The sequence below is a fragment of the Klebsiella sp. C349492 genome (genome assembly GCF_042055345.1).
Lineage (GTDB): Bacteria > Pseudomonadota > Gammaproteobacteria > Enterobacterales > Enterobacteriaceae > Klebsiella > Klebsiella scottii.
The window spans coordinates 125036-143115 of the sequence record NZ_JANQCE010000002.1 but is presented as its reverse complement, the minus strand read 5'-3'; the positions used below and the strand labels follow the sequence as shown (position 1 = coordinate 143115).

The following is an 18080-nucleotide window of genomic DNA, read 5'->3' as shown; positions in this document are numbered from 1 at the left end:
TGACTCAGTTTTTCTTTAACCAGCCAGCAAACAGGCGGGTCACGATGGGCATCCAGAACCAGACCACCAGCGCGACCACGCAGGCATCGTTTATCAAATGCAGCAGCAGGCTTCCCCGCATTGAGGGCAGCAGCATGCCGGTCAGCCAGGGCACCAGGTTGGTGCTGGGGAAGATAACCAGCAAAGTCATCAGGAACTGCTTCCAGCGCAGCGGCTGGCGCACGTTGACCGCCGGAGGGGTAAACCAGAACGCCGGTTCGGTACGGACTTCCGTACGATCGCCTTCATTGAGCAGGGGCGCGATTTCAGCAACCAGCTCGCGGCGCGTTTCTGACTGCGTCCAGGCATAGAGATGCTCAATGGTGTCGAAGCGAATAATCACGCTCCATAGATTCTGCCCGGCGCCCGGGCGGATGACGTTAGCGCCAAGGTGCCCGGGAAACTCCGCCGCCACGGGCATAATTTTTCCGAGCCACTCTTCATAGCGCTTACCGTGTTCAGGATCGAGCATATGACTGATGACCAGCGTTACCGATTTCTGTTGCGCCATTGTGAGTTCCTTGCTGCAGGTGAGTGGCGGGATTTCCCCGCCAGCAGCCATAAATGACAATACACAAAATCATTCATGCTGCATCGAGGCGGGCAAACGAAGCCAACAAAGAGGCAGCTCGAAGGATGATGACAATACACAAAATCATTCATGCTGCATCGAGGCGGGCAAACGAAGCCAACAAAGAGGCAGCTCGAAGGATGATGACAATACACAAAATCATTCAAGCTGCATCGAGGCGGGCAAACGAAGCCAGCAAAGAGGCAGCTTGAAGGATGATGACAATACACAAAATCATTCATGCTGCATCGAGGCGGGCAAACGAAGCCAACAAAGAGGCAGCTTGAAGGACGATGACAATACACAAAATCATTCATCCTGCATCGAGGCGGCAAGGGAAGAAATCCCCAGGAGCATAGGTAACTATGTGACTGGGGTTTCTGAGTGCAGCCAACAAAGAAGCAGCTTGAAGGATGAAGTGTATTTAGGCCTGGCGCTCCGGCGCGCCGTTCACCATGGTGTACGCGTAATCCACCCCCATGCCGTACGCGCCGCTATGTTCGCGAACCAGATCCATCACCGCATCGTAGGTCTCTTTGCGCGACCAGTCGCGCTGGTACTCAAGCAGCACCTGCTGCCAGGTCACCGGCACCGCGCCGGCCTGCACCATCCGGTCAATCGAGCGTTCATGCGCATCGACGGAGGTTCCGCCGGAAGCGTCGGTCACAACGTACACCTCATATCCCTCTTCCAGCGCCATCAGCGCCGGGAAAGTCAGGCAGACTTCGGTCCACAGCGCGGAGATAATCAGTTTCTTACGCCCGGCGGCCTGTACCGCCTTAACAAAACCCGCATCTTCCCATGAGTTCATTGAGGTACGTTCTATCGGTTTAACCTGCGGATGCACGGCCAGCAATTCCGGCCAGATATAGCCGCTAAAGCTTTTTGTTTCCACGGAGGTATAAATCACCGGAACATTAAAAATCTTGCCCGCTTTAGCTAGCGCAACGGTATTATTTTTAAGCGTCTGGCGATCAATATTGGCGACACCAAAAGACATCTGGGGCTGGTGGTCAATAAAGATAAGAGTTGAGTTAGTTGGATCGATCAGTTCCCGAATAGACATAACATACCTTCTTAATCAATGAGTTAAAAAGAGACGATAAACGCTGTTGTGGGTCTGGATCGTGACGGATAAAGCATGGTGAGTATAGTCAGTAATTTCTAACGAGTTATTAAAGAAATTTTTCTGACTTATTTTAAAAATAAAAGGCAATAAATAAAAAACCCGCTATTAGTGAATAGGGTGATAATGATGTTTATCAAAAATTTGCGGGTAAGAGTTCTAAATTATTCACTGGTATTGAGCATCCGGCTTCGGTAAAACAGAGGGATTATTTATGACCGGTAAGCCGCCGATGCGCCTGAATCTTGATGTACTGCTGATCCTCGATGCCCTGGAGACCCACGGCTCTTTCGCCACCGCCGCGGAATCGCTCTATAAAACGCCCGCCGCCCTGAGCTACATGATCCAAAAGCTGGAAAGCGATCTCGGCATCACCCTGCTGGATCGCAGCGGACATCGGGCGAAGTTTACCGATACCGGTACAATGGTGCTGGAAAAGGGCCGGCTGCTGCTCAATGCGGCAAAGGATCTGGAAAAGCAGGCGGTTCAGCTGAATGCCGGCTGGGAGCGGGATCTCGCCATCGCCCTGGATGCCTCCTTCCCTTTCGATCGTTTGCTCCCGCTTATCGACGCGTTTTACGCGCAAAATCCGCAAACCCGCCTCAATTTTACCCACCACACGCTGGCGGGCGCCTGGGAAGAGCTGACCCGCAACGGGGCGGATATCATTCTTGGCGCGATTAACGAACCGCCAACCTCCGCCGAATGGTCGTGGAAAATGCTCGGAACGCTGGATAACGTATTTGTTGTCGCCCCCGGCCACCCGCTGGCGGAAACGGTACAGCCGCTGACCAACAAGCAGCTCAGCCTGCATCGCGCGGTGGTGATTAGCGATAGCGCCCGCTACTGTCACCCGCTCAACAGCAACCTTCTGACCGAGCAGTCACAAATTCGCGTCGATGATTTTGCCAGTAAAGTGGCGCTGCTGCGGGCCGGACTCGGCTGCGGTTTTCTCCCCCGCCACGTCGCCCAGCCGTGGCTGGCGAGCGGCGAGCTGGTGGAGAAAACCGTGATCTCTTTTCGCGAAAAGGATATCGCCTACATGGCCTGGCGCACGGATAACGACGGCCTGGCCCAGCGCTGGTGGCGGGAAGCCATTCTCGAAGAACCGTTTCTACACCAGCTTTATCCCTGACGGCTGAACCACACGCTGGCGGCGATGGCCGGAAGCGTCAGCACGCCGTCGTGCAGCGCGCCGCTGCCCTCTTTGAGCTGCCATTCGCCCACGTCCAGCAGCGGTGAATCCTCAACCACCACCTCACAGGCTTCACCGCGGTTGATAGCTACCAGCACGCGCTGATTTTTATAAACCCGGGCAAACACCACCACGTTTTCTTCGGCATAAATCACCTGACACCCGCCGTAGCGCAGCGCCTGGTTCGCCTTGCGCAGCTTCGCCATGCGTTTATATAGCCCCAGCAGCGTCGCATCCTGCAAAGCCGGGTCCCACGGGAAGGGCTTGCGGCAGAAAGGATCGTTATTTCCATCAACGCCCACTTCGTCACCGTAGTAAATGCACGGCACCCCCGGCCAGCAGAACAGCCAGACCACCGCCAGCGGCAGACGCGCGACGTCCTTACCCAGCAGCGACTTAAAGCGCGCCGTATCGTGGCTATCAAGCTGGTTAAACATCCGCAGCTGCTGCTGGTGCGACAGCCCGGCGCGGTAGTTATCCATCCACGCCACGCAGGTTTGCGCATCTATCTTCTGCGGATCGTAAGAGATATCGGTATTCGCCAGAAAGCCCCACAGCGGGAAGGTAAACCCGCGATAGTTCATCGCCGCATCTTCGGCATCGGCCTGCAGCCACTGGCGCGCGTCGCCAAAATGTTCTCCAAAAACAAAGGATTCCGGCTGCGTCTCCTTCGCCGCCTGGGTTATACCGGCGATATGGCGCAGGTTATTACGCGCCCCGCCGCCTTCCCCCAGCATATGCACCACGTCCAGACGCCAGCCGTCCATGTTCCACGGCTCTTTCAGCCAGTGGCGCACGATGCTGTCTTCACCGGCGTAGATTTCATTGATCAGGCTGGTGGATTGATAATCCAGCTTCGGCAGGCTGGCGTAGCCCAGCCAGCTGTGCGCTTCGCCCTCGGGGGAAAAGGTGAACCAGTCGCGCCACGGTGAATCCGCGCTGTGGCAGGCGCCGCCGCTGCCGCGCTGGTGGCGGTCAAACCAGACGTGTGAATCTCCGGTGTGGTTGAAAACGCCGTCGAGGATCAGGCGCATCCCTTCCCGCTGCGTATTGTGCCGCAGGCGCAGCAGCGCGGCGTCACCGCCGAACTGCGGATCAACGCGACGATAATCTTCAGTGTCGTATTTATGCACGCTCGGCGCGACAAACACCGGATTCAGGTACAGCGCCGTGACACCGAGCTGCTTGAGATACGGCAGCTTCTCGCTGATACCGTCCAGATCGCCGCCGTAGAAGGTTGAGCCGCCCGCCTCGCCGGTTAACGGTTCATCCCACTGTTTCTGAACAATATCCTGTCCGGCAGCGTGGTGATAGTAGGACCGGTCCTGATCGGCTGCGCGCGGTTCGCTGCGCGCAAAGCGGTCAGGAAAGATTTGATAAAAGATCTGATCGGCAACCCACTGCGGGCCGCTGTCCGGCAGATCGACCGCAAACTGCTCCAGCCGCGCCGGCGGGAAGCGGTTAAAGCCCTGCGGGGTAAACCAGCGCTGCCGGTCGGCCCACAGCAGCTTGAAGCTATAGCGCCGACGCGGCTGGCCGCTGGCAAGATTAATCTCTCCGCGCCACGCGACGACGCCCGGCCGCGGCTCCTGGCGCAGACGGTGCATCGGCAGCGAAAGCTCTTCGTTGTCTTCTTCCGCGCGCAGCGTAACGCGCTGCGGCAACTCATCGCCGCTGACCCACAGGGTGATAAAGAGTCGTCCCTGCTGCTCCTTGATAAACGGGGCAACAGGCAGGTGCCATGCCTTCAACATCGTTATTCCTCTCTTTACAGAATGGGCACACCTTGCCACAGCGCGTATGCGTATGACTCATCATCGGCAGAATTATTGGGGGAGGAGAGCGGAGGAGGATATCGCTCAAGCGAAAATATCCCGCCGGCTAGCGCGAACATAGCCGGCGGGAGAGCGGCCCGCTTAGCGCGTCTGCGCCAGCTGACGGTCACGGCGGGTTTTCAGCTTCCAGCCAACCAGCAGCAGCGCTATCCACGCAAAGCCGACGTACAGGGAAATACGCGTATCCGGATGGTAGCCAATCAGCGCAATGATAAAGACGAGGAACGCCAGGCCCACCGCCGTGGTCGCCACGCCGCCCGGCACTTTAAACTTCAGCGTTTTGGCCTCTTCCGGCGGCAGACGACGGCGGAAGGCAATCTGCGACAGCAGGATCATAATCCACACCCACACCGTCGCAAAGGTCGCCAGGGAGGCGATCACCAGGAAGACGTTTTCCGGCATGATGTAGTTCAGGTAGACCGCAAACAGCAGCGCGATGGTCATCACCATCACCGTCACCCACGGCACGCCGCGACGCGACGTTTTGGCGAACATTTTAGGCGCACTGCCCTGCTCCGCCATGCCGTGCAGCATGCGCCCGACGCCGAATACGTCGCTGTTGATGGCCGAAAGCGAGGCGGTCAGCACCACGAAGTTGAGGATGCTGGCGGCAAAAGCGATGCCCATATGCTGGAAGGTTAAGACGAACGGGCTACCGTTAGTCCCGACCTGGTTCCACGGATAAATGGACATAATCACGAACAGCGTGCCCACGTAGAACACCAGAATACGCATCGGGACCGAGTTAATGGCGCGCGGGATGGATTTCTCCGGGTCTTCCGCTTCACCGGCGGTAATACCGATGATTTCAATTCCGCCGTAGGCGAACATCACCATCTGGAGCGACATCACCATCCCCAGCCAGCCGTTGCTGAAGAAGCCGCCGTTGCTCCACAGATTATGGATGCCGGTCGGCTGACCGCCGTTGCCGATCCCCCAGATAATGATGCCGAAACCGGCCAGAATCATGATGATAATGGTGGCGACTTTAAAGAAGGAGAACCAGAACTCCAGCTCGCCAAACACCTTCACGCTCATCAGGTTGACGGCGCAGATAATCAGCACCACGCTAAGCACCCAGATCCAGTGCGGGACCGTCGGGAACCAGACGCCCATATAGATGCCGAAGGCCGTCACGTCGGCGATGGCAACAATCAGGATTTCAAAGCAGTAGGTCCAGCCGGTGATATAGCCCGCCAGCGGGCCGAGGTAGTCCTGCGCATAGCGTGAAAATGAGCTGGCGGCGGGGTTATGCACCGACATCTCGCCCAGCGCGCGCATAATAATGTACGCCGCCACGCCGCCGATAATATAGGCCAGCAGCACGCTCGGGCCGGCCATCTTAATCGCATCCGCCGAACCATAGAACAGACCGGTGCCAATTGCCGAACCCAGCGCCATAAAGCGGATATGCCGGGTACTTAGCCCGCGCTTAAGTTTGTTACTACTTTCCATCGTATTCCATGCCGTTTTTCTCCTTTAGCCTTCGCCGGACGAAGATCAAAAGAGGATTACCTGAAAAACAAAAAACCACGGGACCTGAAGTCCCGTGGTTTAACACTGATTTTAAACGCCGGCTAGTGCGCGCTGGATGTCACCTGACGCCCTACGGCGCGATCCCAGACCACCGCCAGAACCACCATCACGGCGGTCGGCATCAGCCAGGCCAGCCCCTGCTCTGCCAAAGGCAGACGCGCGGTCCACGCTGGCAGCATATCGGCAAACGCCGACGTTTTAATACCGTCAATAATACCAAACATCAGGCTGATAAACATGGCCGGCGCAATAACGCGGGACGAATTATGCCACCAGTTGCGGGTAAAGCTTAATACCACCAGTGCGATACACGGCGGATAGATAGCCGTCAGCACCGGGATCGAAATCTGAATCAGGTGGCTCAGCCCCAGGTTGGAGACCGCCATCGAGAAGATGCCGAGAATAAACACCAGCGAGCGGTAGGAGAGCGGCAGGTACTGGGCGAAAAACTCCGCGCAGGCGCAGGTCAGGCCAACCGCGGTAACCAGGCAGGCAATGAAAATCAGCGCCGCCAGCATAAAGCTCCCCGCGCCTCCAAAGGTGTGCTGGACATACGAGTGCAGAATGGCCGCGCCGTTAGCCGACTGATCGACCAGGGTCGCGCTGTCGGAGCCGAGGCGGAACAACGCCAGATACAGTAACGTCAGGCCGACGCCCGCCATCAGGCCAGCCCACACGGTATAGCGGGTCAGCAGGCGCGCTTCGCTGACGCCGCGAGAGCGCGCGGCGTTAACAATCACGATCCCGAAGACCATCGCGCCGAGGGTATCCATAGTCAGATAGCCGTTGACGAAGCCGTTTGAGAACGGCGCGGTGCGGTAGGCTTCCAGCGCGTTGCTGATCGGGCCGGCGGGCCAAATAATCGCCGCGACGGAGAGAATAATCAGCGCAATGATTTTCAGCGGCGCGAGGAAATTCCCGACGGTATCCAGCAGCTTGCCGGGATATAACGAAACGAGGATCACCAGGGCAAAATAGATGACGCTGTAAATCATCAGCGGCATCGCGCCATCGCCGGTCAGCGGGGCAATACCCACCTCAAAGGAGACCGTCGCGGTACGCGGAGTCGCGAACAGCGGCCCCACCGCCAGATAGCAGACCACGGCCAGCAGGATCCCCGCCACTTTACCAATCGGGGTGCTCAGGCTTTCAACGCCGCCGCCGACTTTCGCCAGCGCCACGACCGTCAGCACCGGTAAACCCACGGCGGTGATCAGAAAGCCTATAGCGGCGGTCCAGACGTGTTCACCAGCCTGTAAACCAACCATTGGGGGGAAGATGATGTTGCCTGCACCGACGAACAGCGCGAAGGTCATAAAGCCCAACGCTATGATGTCGCGAGATTTTAACTGATGGGTCATAAATTCATACTGCCTGTGGATGTGGTGGTGTTAAACGGAAAAATACCGTGCCTTCCCTTAGGGATGATACAGCGGCTATTGCCGGAAACTCAGCGAGATATGCTCCCGAAGCGGCGTGGGAAAGAATTGTTTTTTGAATTACCACGCAAAAACAGTCTGTCTACGACTGCATGGGGCGCAATTTAAACGCTTATAACGTTTTAAAGCAAGGCGGGATCGTAAAAGCAGATGATTATGCTAAGTCCGCATTAATACCTGGCGTTATTAACCATAATGAAGGAAAACATATGGCTAATCATGCGAACAAAAAAGCAGCGGGCGTTCGTTAATTACGCAGCGGAAAATTGACTGCAAACGAAAATGACCAGCCTAAGCTGGTCATTGACAAGTTATGTTGACAGAGCGGCGGTTAGTCGCTTTTTTTGGCAATCAAACGTTCCGGCAGCAGGAAGCTAAACCGCGTTCCCTTGCCGGGCGTGCTCTCAATATCCAGCCGGCTGTCGTGATGATTAACCGCATGTTTTACGATCGCCAGCCCCAGACCGCTGCCTCCGGTTTGCCGCGAGCGCGCTTTATCCACGCGATAGAAGCGCTCGGTGAGCCGCGGAATGTGCTCGGGCGCAATCCCCGGGCCGTTATCCTCAACGCTAAACAGCGCGCCGTGCGGCGCTTTCTGCCAGCTGACGGTAATCTCCGTGCCCTCCGGAGTATGGTTGATCGCGTTATACACCAGATTCGAGATCGCGCTGCGCAGCTGCTCATCATTACCGAGAACCTGCAGCGACTCATCGACCACAAAGTGCAGCGTATGCTTTTTCTGGCTGAGAGTTTGCGCCTCCCGCTCGACAACCCGCAGCATCATCGGTACGTCGATTTTGTCGTTCATCGCCAGAACCGGAGCCGCCTCAATGCGCGATAGCGTCAGCAGCTGTTTAACTAACCCCTCCATACGCTGGGTTTGCTCGCGCATGGTATGCAGGGCTTTTTCCCGCGTCACCCCTTCCAGCACCTGCTCCTGCATCATCTCCAGATACCCCTGCAGCACCGTTAGCGGCGTGCGCAGCTCGTGGCTGACGTTAGCAAAAAAGTTGCGCCGCGCCCCTTCAAGCTGGTGCATCTGCGTCACGTCGCGCGCCACCATCAGCATCTGCTTGTCGCTGTAGGGCATCACGCGAATTTCCAGATGACGGGAGTTATTAAGGATCAGATTGAGCGGTTTACTGAAATCCTTGTTTTTTAGGTAGTTGGCAAATTCAGGGTAGCGCAGGAGGTTAAGGATGTTTTGTCCGCTGTCGTCCGGCCAGCGCAGATTGAGGATCTGCTGTGCAAGGCCGTTACACCAGAAGATCGCCCCCTCCTCCGTGGTCAGCACCACCGCATCGGGCAGCGATTCCGCCCCGCTGCGAAAGCGTTTGATCAGGCTGCCCAGCTCGCGTCGGCGTTTTTTATTACGCATCTGCATCTGGTGGAGGCCGTACAGCAGCGGTTCCCAGCTGCCGCTTCCCGGCGGTGGCGTCATGCTGCGGTCCACCCACAGCCACCATGAGAGGCGTAATAAATTCCAGAAATGCCAGATAAGAAGTCCGGTCACCGCCGCCAGTAAAAACCACGGCAAATGACCAAATACCGCCCCGAGAATCAGGGCCGGGATACAACATAAGAAAAGCTCAAGCGCCAGCCTTTTCCATGACAGCCGTTCCAGCACGGTTCACACTCCTGTCGACATTCAGAAACGGGCGGAGAAACGATATCCCGTGCCGCGAACCGTTTGTACCATCCGGTCATGGCCACTCTGTTCCAGCGCTTTACGCAGACGGCGAATATGCACGTCTACCGTTCGGTCTTCTACATACACGTTGGTCCCCCAGACGTGATTCAGCAGCTGCTCGCGGCTGTATACGCGTTCCGGGTGGGTCATAAAGAAGTGTAATAACTTAAACTCGGTCGGCCCCATATCCAGCGGGTTTTCACCGGTCATCACGCGATGGGAGGAAGGATCGAGACTCAGCCCCTGCATTTCAATCACCTCTTCCACCGCCATCGGTGAGATTCGCCGCATCACGGCTTTGATTCGCGCCACCAGCTCTTTCGGCGAGAAAGGCTTGGTGATGTAATCATCGGCGCCGGTCTCCAGGCCACGAACGCGATCTTCCTCTTCGCCGCGAGCGGTTAGCATGACCACCGGAATATCGCGGGTCATCGCCTCACGCTTGAGCAGTTTGATAAACTGCAGACCCGATCCGCCTGGCAGCATCCAGTCAAGGAGAATCAGATCAGGCCAGGGTTCATTGAGTTGGTTCACCGCGCTGTCATAATCTTCCGCCTCGACGGGCTGAAAGCCGTTTTGCTCCAGAACAAAGCAGACCATTTCGCGGATTGGAGCTTCATCTTCAACGACCAGAATTCTTCTCGCCATTATTTACCCTGTATTTTTTAGCCATCAGTATAGAGTGCGGCGCCATTATGCGTCAGTTTTGTGACAGATTTATGAAAAAAAATGGCCGTATGACGATCGAGGATTTTGAATTGTGACACGCACTTAACTCCCCTTCCGTCGATGGTATAATGGCGGCAACGCTCTTAGGCTACGGAATATTTATGCGCATCATTCACACCTCTGACTGGCATCTCGGGCAAAACTTTTACAGCAAAAGCCGCGCCGCTGAGCATGCGGCCTTTCTCGACTGGCTGCTGGCCAGCGCGCAGGAGCACGAGGTCGATGCCATTATTGTCGCCGGCGATATCTTTGATACCGGCTCGCCGCCGAGCTACGCCCGCGAGCTGTATAACCACTTCGTGGTTCAGCTTCAGCAAACCGGCTGTCGGCTGGTGGTGCTGGCGGGCAACCATGATTCGGTCGCCACGCTGAATGAATCGCGCGACATCCTGGCCTTTTTAAAAACCACGGTCGTGGCTAACGCCGGCCACGCTCCCTTCGTTCTGCCGCTGCGCGACGGCGCGCCGGGCGCAATATTCTGCCCGGTCCCCTTCCTGCGCCCGCGCGAGCTGGTCACCAGCCAGGCCGGGCACTCCAGCGGTGAAAAGCAGCAGCTGCTGCTCACCGCCATCAGCGACTATTATCAGCAGCAGTACCAGCAGGCCTGCGCCCTGCGCGGCGACCGAACGCTGCCGATTATCGCCAGCGGCCACCTGACCACCGTCGGCGCCAGCAAAAGCGATGCGGTGCGCGAGATCTATATCGGCACCCTCGATGCCTTCCCGGCCAGCCATTTCCCTCCTGCAGACTATATCGCGCTGGGTCATATCCACCGGGCGCAGATCGTCGGCGGCTGCGAGCATATACGCTACAGCGGTTCGCCAATCTCCCTGAGCTTTGATGAGACCGGGAAAAATAAAAGCGTCAATCTGGTGACCTTTACCGACGGCCGCCTGACGGACGTTAGCCCGCTGACGGTGCCGATAGTCCAGCCGCTGGCGGTGCTAAAAGGCGATTTTGCCAGCATCAGCGAACAGCTTGACCAGTGGCAGGATAGCGCGGAGCTGCCCGCCACCTGGCTGGATATTGAAATCACCAGCGACGAATACCTGCACGATATTCAGCGCCAGATTCAGACCCGCTGCGAAGAGCTGCCGGTCGAAGTGCTGCTGGTGCGCCGCAGCCGCGCCCAGCGCGAGCGCATCCTGGCCGGAGAGCGGCGGGAAACCCTCAGCGAACTGCGGGTTGAGGACGTTTTTGCCCGTCGCCTGGCGCTGGAGAGTCTCGAAGAGCAGCAGCAGCAGCGCCTCGAACAGCTGTTTAACGAAACGCTGCACAGCCTGAACGGTGAGGAGCACCTGTGAAAATTCTGAGTCTGCGCCTGAAAAACCTTAACTCATTGAAAGGCGAGTGGAAAATCGACTTCACCGCCGAACCGTTCGCCAGCAACGGGCTGTTTGCGATCGTCGGGCCGACGGGCGCCGGGAAAACGACGCTGCTGGACGCTATCTGCCTCGCGCTGTACCACGAAACGCCGCGCCTGAGCAGCGTGTCGCAATCGCAAAACGATCTGATGACCCGCAATACCGCCGAATGCCTGGCAGAAGTTGAATTTGAGGTAAAAGGCACCGCCTACCGCGCCTTCTGGAGCCAGAACCGCGCGCGCAACCAGCCCGACGGCAACCTGCAGGCGCCCCGCGTCGAGCTGGCCCGCTGCGACGATGGGCAAATCCTTGCCGACAAAGTCAAAGACAAGCTGGAGATGACCGCCGCGCTCACCGGCCTCGATTACGGCCGCTTTACCCGCTCGATGCTCCTCTCCCAGGGCCAGTTCGCCGCCTTTCTTAACGCCAAACCCAAAGAGCGCGCGGAGCTGCTGGAAGAGCTCACCGGCACCGAAATTTACGGTCAGATCTCCGCCCAGGTGTTTGAAAAGCACAAGCTCGCCCGCAGCGAGCTGGAAAAACTGCAGGCCCAGGCCTCCGGCGTTGTGCTGTTAAGCGATGAGCAGCAGCAGGCGCTGCAGCAAAGTTTGCAAGTACTTACTGCTGAAGAGCAGCAGCGGCTCGCCGAGCAGGCCCGCGAGCAAAATACGCGGCAATGGCTGCTGCGCCAGCAGGAGTTAAGCCGCGATGAGATACAGACTCAGGCACGGTTACGCGAGGCGCAGCAGGCGCTGGAGCAGGCCCGGCCGCAGCTTGCGGCGCTGGAGCAGGCCCAGCCTGCCGACCAGCTGCGTCCGCTGTGGACCCGACAGCAGGAGCAGGCCGCCGCGCTGGCGCAGACCCGCCGCCAGGTGGAAGAAGTAAATACTCGCTTACACGAACGACTGCGTCTGCGGGCAGGTATTCGTCTCGCGGCGCGACAGCAAACGAGCCAGCTGCAGCAGACGCAGCAATCGTTCGCCGAATGGCTGCAGGCCAACGACCGCTATCGTCAGTGGGGCAATGCCCTGGCAGGCTGGCGGGCGGCGTTCCAGCAGCAGGCGCGCGACGCGCAGCAGCAGGCCGGGCTGGAGCAGCGGCTGGCAGAAACCCGCCGTCGGCTCGGCGAACTGCCGCCGGCGGCGCTGGCGCTGGATGCCGATCGGGTTCGCGACGACCTTGCCCGCCACGCCGCCGCCCGCCCGCAGCGTCAGCAGCTGGCAGCCCTGCACAGCCGTCTGCTGCCCCTGCGCCAGCGCCTCAGCCAGCTGCAGGCGACAGAGCAGGCCGGCCGCGAGGAGCGGGAGAAGCTGGAAACGACGCTGACCCAGCGGCGCCAGGCTTATAAAGATAAAAACCAGCAGTTCAGCGATGTAAAAGCCATTTGCGAGCTGGAAGCGCGGATTGCCGGACTGGAAGAGGAGCGCGCGCGCCTGCAGCCCGGCGCGCCTTGCCCGCTCTGCGGCTCCTGCGAACACCCGGCAGTCGCCGAATATCGGGCGCTGACGCCCGGCGTTAATCAGGCCCGCCGCGAAGCCCTGGAGCGCGAGGTTAAACAGCTGGCGGAAGAAGGCGCCCAGCTGCGCGGCGAGCTGGATGCGCTGTTGAAACAACAACTTAAACAAAAAGAGGAGCGAGAATCGCTGCTCCAGCAGGAGCAAGCGCTTACCTCTCAGTGGCAGGCCGTCACCGGCGAACTGCGCATTGACCTGCAGCCAGAGGATGATATTTCCGGCTGGCTGGAGGCCCAGCAGGAGCTGGAGCAGCAGCTGTATCAGCATCAGCAGCGGCTGGCCTGGCAGACCCAGCAGCAGGAGTGCGAGCTGCAGCTACAGCAGCTGCGACAGGAGCTGGCGCAGCGTCATAGCGCCCTGAACGGCGAGCTCGCGGCGTTTGCCCTCAGCGCACCGGAGGCTGAACAGGCGGCGGTCTGGCTGGCCCAGCGCGAGGAGGAAACCCGCAGCTGGCAGGCCAAACACGACGAATCCGTCACCCTGCAGGAGCGCCTGCAGCAGCTGATCCCCCTGCTGGAGACGCTGCCGGAGACGGAAGAGGCGGTAGCACCCGCGCCGCTTGAGGGCTGGCGCCAGGTGCACGACGACTGCCTGGCGCTGCAGAGCCAGTGGCGCACTCTTGGCCAGCAGGAGAGCCAGCAGCTGCGGCTGCTGACAGAAACGCAGGGCCAGTTCGCCGCCGCCCTCGCCGCCAGCCCGTTTGCCGACCAGCAGGCGTTTCTCGACGCCCTGCTCGATGAGGAGACCCGTCAGCGCCTGGAGCAGTTCAGGCAAACGCTGGAAAATACGCTCCAGCAAAATAGCGCGCTCGCCCTGCGGGCCCGCGAAGCGCTGGCGCAGCATCGGCAGCAGCCGCCGGCGGATGCCGACATCACCCAGCCGGTAGAAGAGATTGAGGCCCGCTTACGGCAGCTGGCCCTGCTGCTGCGGGAAAATAGCGCCCGTCAGGGGGAGATCCGCCAGCAGCTGAAGCAGAATGCCGAGAATCAGCAGCGCCAGCAGGCGCTGCAGCAGGAGATTGCGCTCGCCGCGCGGCAGCTGGAGGACTGGGCGTGGCTCAATTCGCTAATTGGCTCCAAAGAAGGCGATAAATTCCGTAAATTTGCCCAGGGGCTGACGCTGGATAACCTTGTCTGGCTGGCGAACCATCAGCTCAACCGCCTGCACGGCCGCTATCAGCTGCAGCGAAAAGCCAGCGAAGCGCTGGAGCTGGAGGTGGTCGATACCTGGCAGGCGGATGCGGTGCGCGATACCCGCACCCTCTCCGGCGGCGAAAGCTTCCTCGTCAGCCTTGCGCTGGCGCTGGCGCTATCCGATCTGGTGAGTCATAAAACGCGCATTGATTCGCTGTTCCTTGACGAAGGGTTCGGCACGCTCGATAGCGAAACGCTGGATACCGCGCTGGATGCGCTGGATGCCCTCAACGCCAGCGGTAAGGCGATCGGCGTGATTAGCCACGTCGAAGCAATGAAAGAGCGCATCCCTGTGCAGATCAAGGTGAAGAAAATCAACGGGCTGGGATACAGCCGTCTCGATAAGGCCTACGCGGTGGAGTAAAGGTCCGCGCGGCTTCCCGGCAGCGCGGCGCCGCCGGGAGACCGGGACGACGAGCCTCTCCTCAGCCGTCTACAGCGGCCACAGCCAGGCCGCGCCGCGCACGCCGCTGGAATCACCGTGCAGCGCTTTGCGGATCGGCGTTTCGCACTCGCCGCCAAACACCCACGGTTTCACCAGCGCGGGCACCGTCTGGTACAGGCGCTCGACGTTGCTCATTCCGCCGCCGAGCACGATCACGTCCGGGTCGAGGATATTCACCACATGAGCCAACGACTTCGCCAGCCGCATCTCATAGCGGCTCAGCGCCAGTTCCGCCAGCGGGTCCTGCTCGCTAACGCGCTGCACGATCTCACTGCCTTTTAACGGCTGACCGCCCAGTCGCCGATAGTCGGTGGCAAAGCCGGTGCCGGAGATAAAGGTTTCGATACATCCCTGCTTTGCGCAGTAGCACGGAACCTCCGCGCGATAGCGCAGCTCATCCTCGTCCATCCACGGCAGCGGGTTATGTCCCCACTCGCCGGCGGCGCCGTTGCCACCAATGTGCGAACGACCGTTAAACGCTACTCCGGCGCCGCAGCCGGTGCCGATAATGACCGCAAATACGGTCTGAGCGCCCGCCGCGGCGCCGTCCACCGCTTCCGAAACCGCCAGACAGTTGGCATCATTCGCCAGCCGCACTTCGCGATTCAGCCTCTGGCTCAGGTCTTTATCAAACGGCTGGCCGTTGAGCCAGGTGGAATTGGCATTTTTTACCACGCCGGTATACGGCGAAATCGAACCGGGGATCCCCATTCCAACGCTGCCGCGCTCTCCGGTCGCCTGCTCTGCCATATCGACCAGGGTGGCAATATTCTCTATCGTTTGCCGGTAATCATCCCGCGGAGTCGGCAAACGGTGGCGAAATAGCTGCTCTCCCTTATCGCTCAGGGCAATGACTTCCGTTTTCGTGCCGCCTAAATCAATACCAATACGCACTGTAAGCTCCTCTCCCCGATTAACAATGCAAGCATAGCGACAATTCGCTATCATGCCCGCTGGATTTAACGACAAAGCCGTGGAAATTATCATGCTGTGGTTCAAAAATTTAATGGTTTACCGTCTCAGCCGCGACATTTCCCTGCGTGCCGAGGAGATGGAAAAACAGCTGGCCGAGCTGACGTTTACTCCTTGTGGTAGCCAGGATATGGCGAAAACCGGTTGGGTATCGCCGATGGGATCGCACAGCGATGCGCTGACGCACACGACAAACGGCCAGATCGTTATCTGCGCGCGTAAAGAAGAAAAGATCCTGCCGTCGCCGGTGATCAAACAGGCGCTGGAAGCGAAGATCTTCAAGCTGGAAGCCGAACAGGGCCGTAAGCTGAAGAAAACCGAAAAAGATTCGCTGAAAGACGAAGTGCTGCACTCGCTGCTGCCGCGCGCTTTCAGCCGCTTCAGCCAGACCATGATGTGGATCGACACCGTCAACGGCCTGATCATGGTGGACTGCGCCAGCGCCAAAAAAGCGGAAGATACGCTGGCCCTGCTGCGCAAAACCTTAGGATCGCTGCCGGTTGTTCCGCTGGCGCTGGAAAACCCGATCGAGCTGACGCTCACCGAATGGGTGCGCTCCGGCACCGTGGCGCAAGGCTTCCAGCTGCTGGATGAGGCCGAGCTGAAGGCCATGCTGGAAGACGGCGGCGTGATCCGCGCGAAGAAGCAGGATCTGGTCAGCGACGAAATTGCCGTGCACATTGAAGCCGGGAAAGTCGTCACCAAGCTGGCGCTCGACTGGCAGCAGCGTATTCAGTTCCTGATGTGCGACGATGGATCAATCAAGCGCCTGAAGTTCTGTGACGAACTGCGCGATCAGAACGAAGATATCGATCGGGAAGATTTTGCCCAGCGCTTTGATGCCGACTTTATTCTGATGACCGGCGAACTGGCCGCGCTGATTCAGAATCTGGTGGAAGGCCTGGGCGGAGAAGCTCAGCGCTAATCAGCTGAATGACATCCGCAGAATCAATCGATTAAGCGGATCTTCATCCTGCCGCGCTGCGGCAGGATGGCAGAATCTGAATTACAGATAGCGGCACAGATAGGACGTTGGCTCAGCAACCTGCAGATGGAACTCACTGCTGCCCGGAACGTTGAATACTTCACCGGCGGCATACACTTTCCACTCGGTTTCCCCAGGCAGCAGAACGTTCAGCGCACCGCTGACCACCGTCATCTCTTCCGGCTGTGCGGTTCCAAAGGTATATTCACCTTCCGCCATCACGCCCACGCTCGCGCGGCCCGTACTGCTACTGGTGAAACCAATCGATTTCACTTTTCCATCGAAGTATTCATTACTTTGAAGCATAAACAAGCCCTTATGATCTTTTGTTGAAACCTCAATATAGGGGGCGCTCCTCGTTTCTGTCACGTAAAATTAACGCGTAATGCCCATCCTGTGACGCGGGATGGCCGCGCCGACCGCGTTTGCCTACCGGTCAGGGTGCGCCGGAGCGCGGGCAGCCGCAAAACGGCTTAAACCAAAAGTTCTGCCGCCAGCCGCGAAACCAGCACATTGGAGAGCAGAACCGGCACGTCCAGCGCTTTTTGCAGCACGTCCCGATGGTGCTGATGGTAGCCGAGGCAGTCCAGCACCAGCACGTCGGCCCCCTGCTCCAGCAGCGCCCTTCCGGCATCGAGCAAATCGCTATCGCCGCCGCTAACCGGATTCGCCAGCGCGTAGTACGGCGCGCTGTTCAGCGAGAGCCATTTTTGCTGCTGCAATGGCAGAGCGTCCGCGACGGGAACGATGACTCCCACCTGATGACCGTCGACAATCGACGCCACCAGCGGCGGAATAATTCGCTGTGGCTCCAGCAGGATAGCGTTGTGCGCCGTAAAGCCGCTGAGCATGTCGGAGCTCAACAGCAGGATGACGTCATATTCTTGCCGGTCGAGCACCGCGATAAGGTGCTTTAAATCACGTTCAATCTTCCACCGCGAGACCTCGGCCATGCGGTTGTCATTCAGTAAGGTAAGCAGGCGCTCGTCGTCCGGGTCAACGGCATAATCCTCCATAACCTCTTCGCGCGTCATTTTACCTAACAGGCTAATATGCGTGATCTGCTCTTCCCTGATATGTTCGGTTAAAAGCGGCAGGACTTCCGCCACCGGCACCACGCCAACGGTTAAAATGGCCATCGTTGTACTCATATCATCTACCTTTTCACTTCCACACCTTCAGCACAGGCTTACCGCATAATATCCGCCCCCCTGGTGGCTAAAAATCAACCGTCCAGAAGCGTAGCAGCTTAGCGCTCCAGTAGAGTGTAAAGATTCCGGATGAGTCAGGAGCACTCCTGAAAAATCCGCACCTTAGGTATTCATTAGTACGCGTGATGAATTAAAAATGTGACGGACATCCTGTTTTACCCCCTGACTGAGCCAGCAGGTCGCCGCGCAGATCCGCTAATCAGCGGAGAGCGACGTAGTGAGCGGAGTCAAAAAAA

General features: G+C 58.5%; 14 protein-coding genes. 4 read left to right on the top strand and 10 right to left on the bottom strand.

Going from position 1 to position 18080, the window contains the following annotated elements; all coding sequences use genetic code 11:
- Window positions 1–4 precede the first annotated feature (4 nt).
- Together NWP14_RS08365 and NWP14_RS08360 are read right to left on the bottom strand one after the other, a co-directional pair.
- Window positions 5–550, bottom strand: a complete 546-nt coding sequence (locus tag NWP14_RS08365) for an antibiotic biosynthesis monooxygenase (RefSeq protein WP_331834130.1) — start codon at window positions 548–550, stop codon at window positions 5–7.
- 484 nt (window positions 551–1034) lie between these two features.
- Window positions 1035–1676 carry a hydrolase gene (locus NWP14_RS08360; protein WP_375215163.1) on the bottom strand — a complete coding sequence of 214 codons (642 nt, stop codon included), beginning with the start codon at window positions 1674–1676 and terminating at the stop codon, window positions 1035–1037.
- Between the two features lie 292 nt (window positions 1677–1968).
- On the opposite strand from NWP14_RS08360, the gene NWP14_RS08355 reads away from it, so the two are divergent.
- Window positions 1969–2871: a LysR substrate-binding domain-containing protein gene (locus tag NWP14_RS08355; protein WP_095097906.1), complete on the top strand. Its 903-nt coding sequence runs from the start codon at window positions 1969–1971 to the stop codon at window positions 2869–2871.
- On the opposite strand, the gene malZ is transcribed toward NWP14_RS08355, so the two are convergent.
- The 5 genes from malZ to phoB form a co-directional block, all read right to left on the bottom strand.
- A complete protein-coding gene (gene malZ / locus NWP14_RS08350) occupies window positions 2862–4685 on the bottom strand; it encodes a maltodextrin glucosidase (protein ID WP_375215162.1) in 1824 nt (607 codons plus the stop codon). The genes NWP14_RS08355 and malZ overlap by 10 nt on opposite strands.
- Before the next feature lie 162 nt (window positions 4686–4847).
- Window positions 4848–6221, bottom strand: coding sequence for a proline-specific permease ProY (gene proY / locus NWP14_RS08345; protein ID WP_375215161.1), 1374 nt, complete (start codon window positions 6219–6221; stop codon window positions 4848–4850).
- Window positions 6222–6343: 122 nt separating this feature from the next.
- Window positions 6344–7663, bottom strand: coding sequence for a branched-chain amino acid transporter carrier protein BrnQ (brnQ, locus tag NWP14_RS08340; protein WP_095094306.1), 1320 nt, complete (start codon window positions 7661–7663; stop codon window positions 6344–6346).
- A 409-nt stretch (window positions 7664–8072) separates the two neighbouring features.
- The gene (gene phoR / locus NWP14_RS08335) at window positions 8073–9368 is read right to left on the bottom strand and encodes a phosphate regulon sensor histidine kinase PhoR (protein ID WP_095094304.1); all 1296 of its coding nucleotides are present in this window, start codon (window positions 9366–9368) and stop codon (window positions 8073–8075) included.
- 21 nt (window positions 9369–9389) lie between these two features.
- Complete coding sequence (gene phoB / locus NWP14_RS08330) at window positions 9390–10079, bottom strand: phosphate response regulator transcription factor PhoB (RefSeq protein ID WP_095094302.1); 690 nt, start codon at window positions 10077–10079, stop codon at window positions 9390–9392.
- Window positions 10080–10261: 182 nt separating this feature from the next.
- Between phoB and sbcD the strand changes: the two genes are divergently transcribed.
- Both sbcD and sbcC read left to right on the top strand, forming a co-directional pair.
- On the top strand, window positions 10262–11464 hold the full coding sequence (gene sbcD, locus NWP14_RS08325) for an exonuclease subunit SbcD (RefSeq protein WP_375215160.1): 1203 nt from the start codon (window positions 10262–10264) through the stop codon (window positions 11462–11464).
- On the top strand, window positions 11461–14595 hold the full coding sequence (gene sbcC / locus NWP14_RS08320; RefSeq protein WP_375215159.1) for an exonuclease subunit SbcC: 3135 nt from the start codon (window positions 11461–11463) through the stop codon (window positions 14593–14595). The genes sbcD and sbcC overlap by 4 nt, the downstream gene beginning before the upstream one ends.
- Before the next feature lie 69 nt (window positions 14596–14664).
- On the opposite strand, the gene mak is transcribed toward sbcC, so the two are convergent.
- Complete coding sequence (gene mak / locus NWP14_RS08315; RefSeq protein ID WP_189339807.1) at window positions 14665–15570, bottom strand: fructokinase; 906 nt, start codon at window positions 15568–15570, stop codon at window positions 14665–14667.
- A gap of 91 nt (window positions 15571–15661) precedes the next feature.
- Between mak and rdgC the strand changes: the two genes are divergently transcribed.
- On the top strand, window positions 15662–16573 hold the full coding sequence (rdgC, locus tag NWP14_RS08310; RefSeq protein WP_095097903.1) for a recombination-associated protein RdgC: 912 nt from the start codon (window positions 15662–15664) through the stop codon (window positions 16571–16573).
- An 81-nt stretch (window positions 16574–16654) separates the two neighbouring features.
- Here the strand turns inward: rdgC and ppnP are convergent, their stop codons facing one another.
- Together ppnP and NWP14_RS08300 are read right to left on the bottom strand one after the other, a co-directional pair.
- Window positions 16655–16939, bottom strand: coding sequence for a pyrimidine/purine nucleoside phosphorylase (gene ppnP / locus NWP14_RS08305; protein ID WP_095094295.1), 285 nt, complete (start codon window positions 16937–16939; stop codon window positions 16655–16657).
- Window positions 16940–17106: 167 nt separating this feature from the next.
- Entirely contained in the window at window positions 17107–17784 is a 678-nt protein-coding gene (locus NWP14_RS08300; protein ID WP_095094293.1) for an AroM family protein, read from the bottom strand.
- Window positions 17785–18080 lie beyond the last annotated feature (296 nt).

What these genes read in the sequence shown, in the direction of transcription:
- phoB (WP_095094302.1), bottom strand. Translation starts at nt 10,079, where the DNA reads ATGGCGAGAAGAATTCTGGTCGTTGAAGATGAAGCTCCAATCCGCGAA.
- NWP14_RS08365 (WP_331834130.1), bottom strand. Translation starts at nt 550, where the DNA reads ATGGCGCAACAGAAATCGGTAACGCTGGTCATCAGTCATATGCTCGAT.
- sbcD (WP_375215160.1), top strand. Translation starts at nt 10,262, where the DNA reads ATGCGCATCATTCACACCTCTGACTGGCATCTCGGGCAAAACTTTTAC.
- NWP14_RS08300 (WP_095094293.1), bottom strand. Translation starts at nt 17,784, where the DNA reads ATGAGTACAACGATGGCCATTTTAACCGTTGGCGTGGTGCCGGTGGCG.
- rdgC (WP_095097903.1), top strand. Translation starts at nt 15,662, where the DNA reads ATGCTGTGGTTCAAAAATTTAATGGTTTACCGTCTCAGCCGCGACATT.
- NWP14_RS08360 (WP_375215163.1), bottom strand. Translation starts at nt 1,676, where the DNA reads ATGTCTATTCGGGAACTGATCGATCCAACTAACTCAACTCTTATCTTT.
- brnQ (WP_095094306.1), bottom strand. Translation starts at nt 7,663, where the DNA reads ATGACCCATCAGTTAAAATCTCGCGACATCATAGCGTTGGGCTTTATG.
- proY (WP_375215161.1), bottom strand. Translation starts at nt 6,221, where the DNA reads ATGGAAAGTAGTAACAAACTTAAGCGCGGGCTAAGTACCCGGCATATC.
- ppnP (WP_095094295.1), bottom strand. Translation starts at nt 16,939, where the DNA reads ATGCTTCAAAGTAATGAATACTTCGATGGAAAAGTGAAATCGATTGGT.
- malZ (WP_375215162.1), bottom strand. Translation starts at nt 4,685, where the DNA reads ATGTTGAAGGCATGGCACCTGCCTGTTGCCCCGTTTATCAAGGAGCAG.
- NWP14_RS08355 (WP_095097906.1), top strand. Translation starts at nt 1,969, where the DNA reads ATGCGCCTGAATCTTGATGTACTGCTGATCCTCGATGCCCTGGAGACC.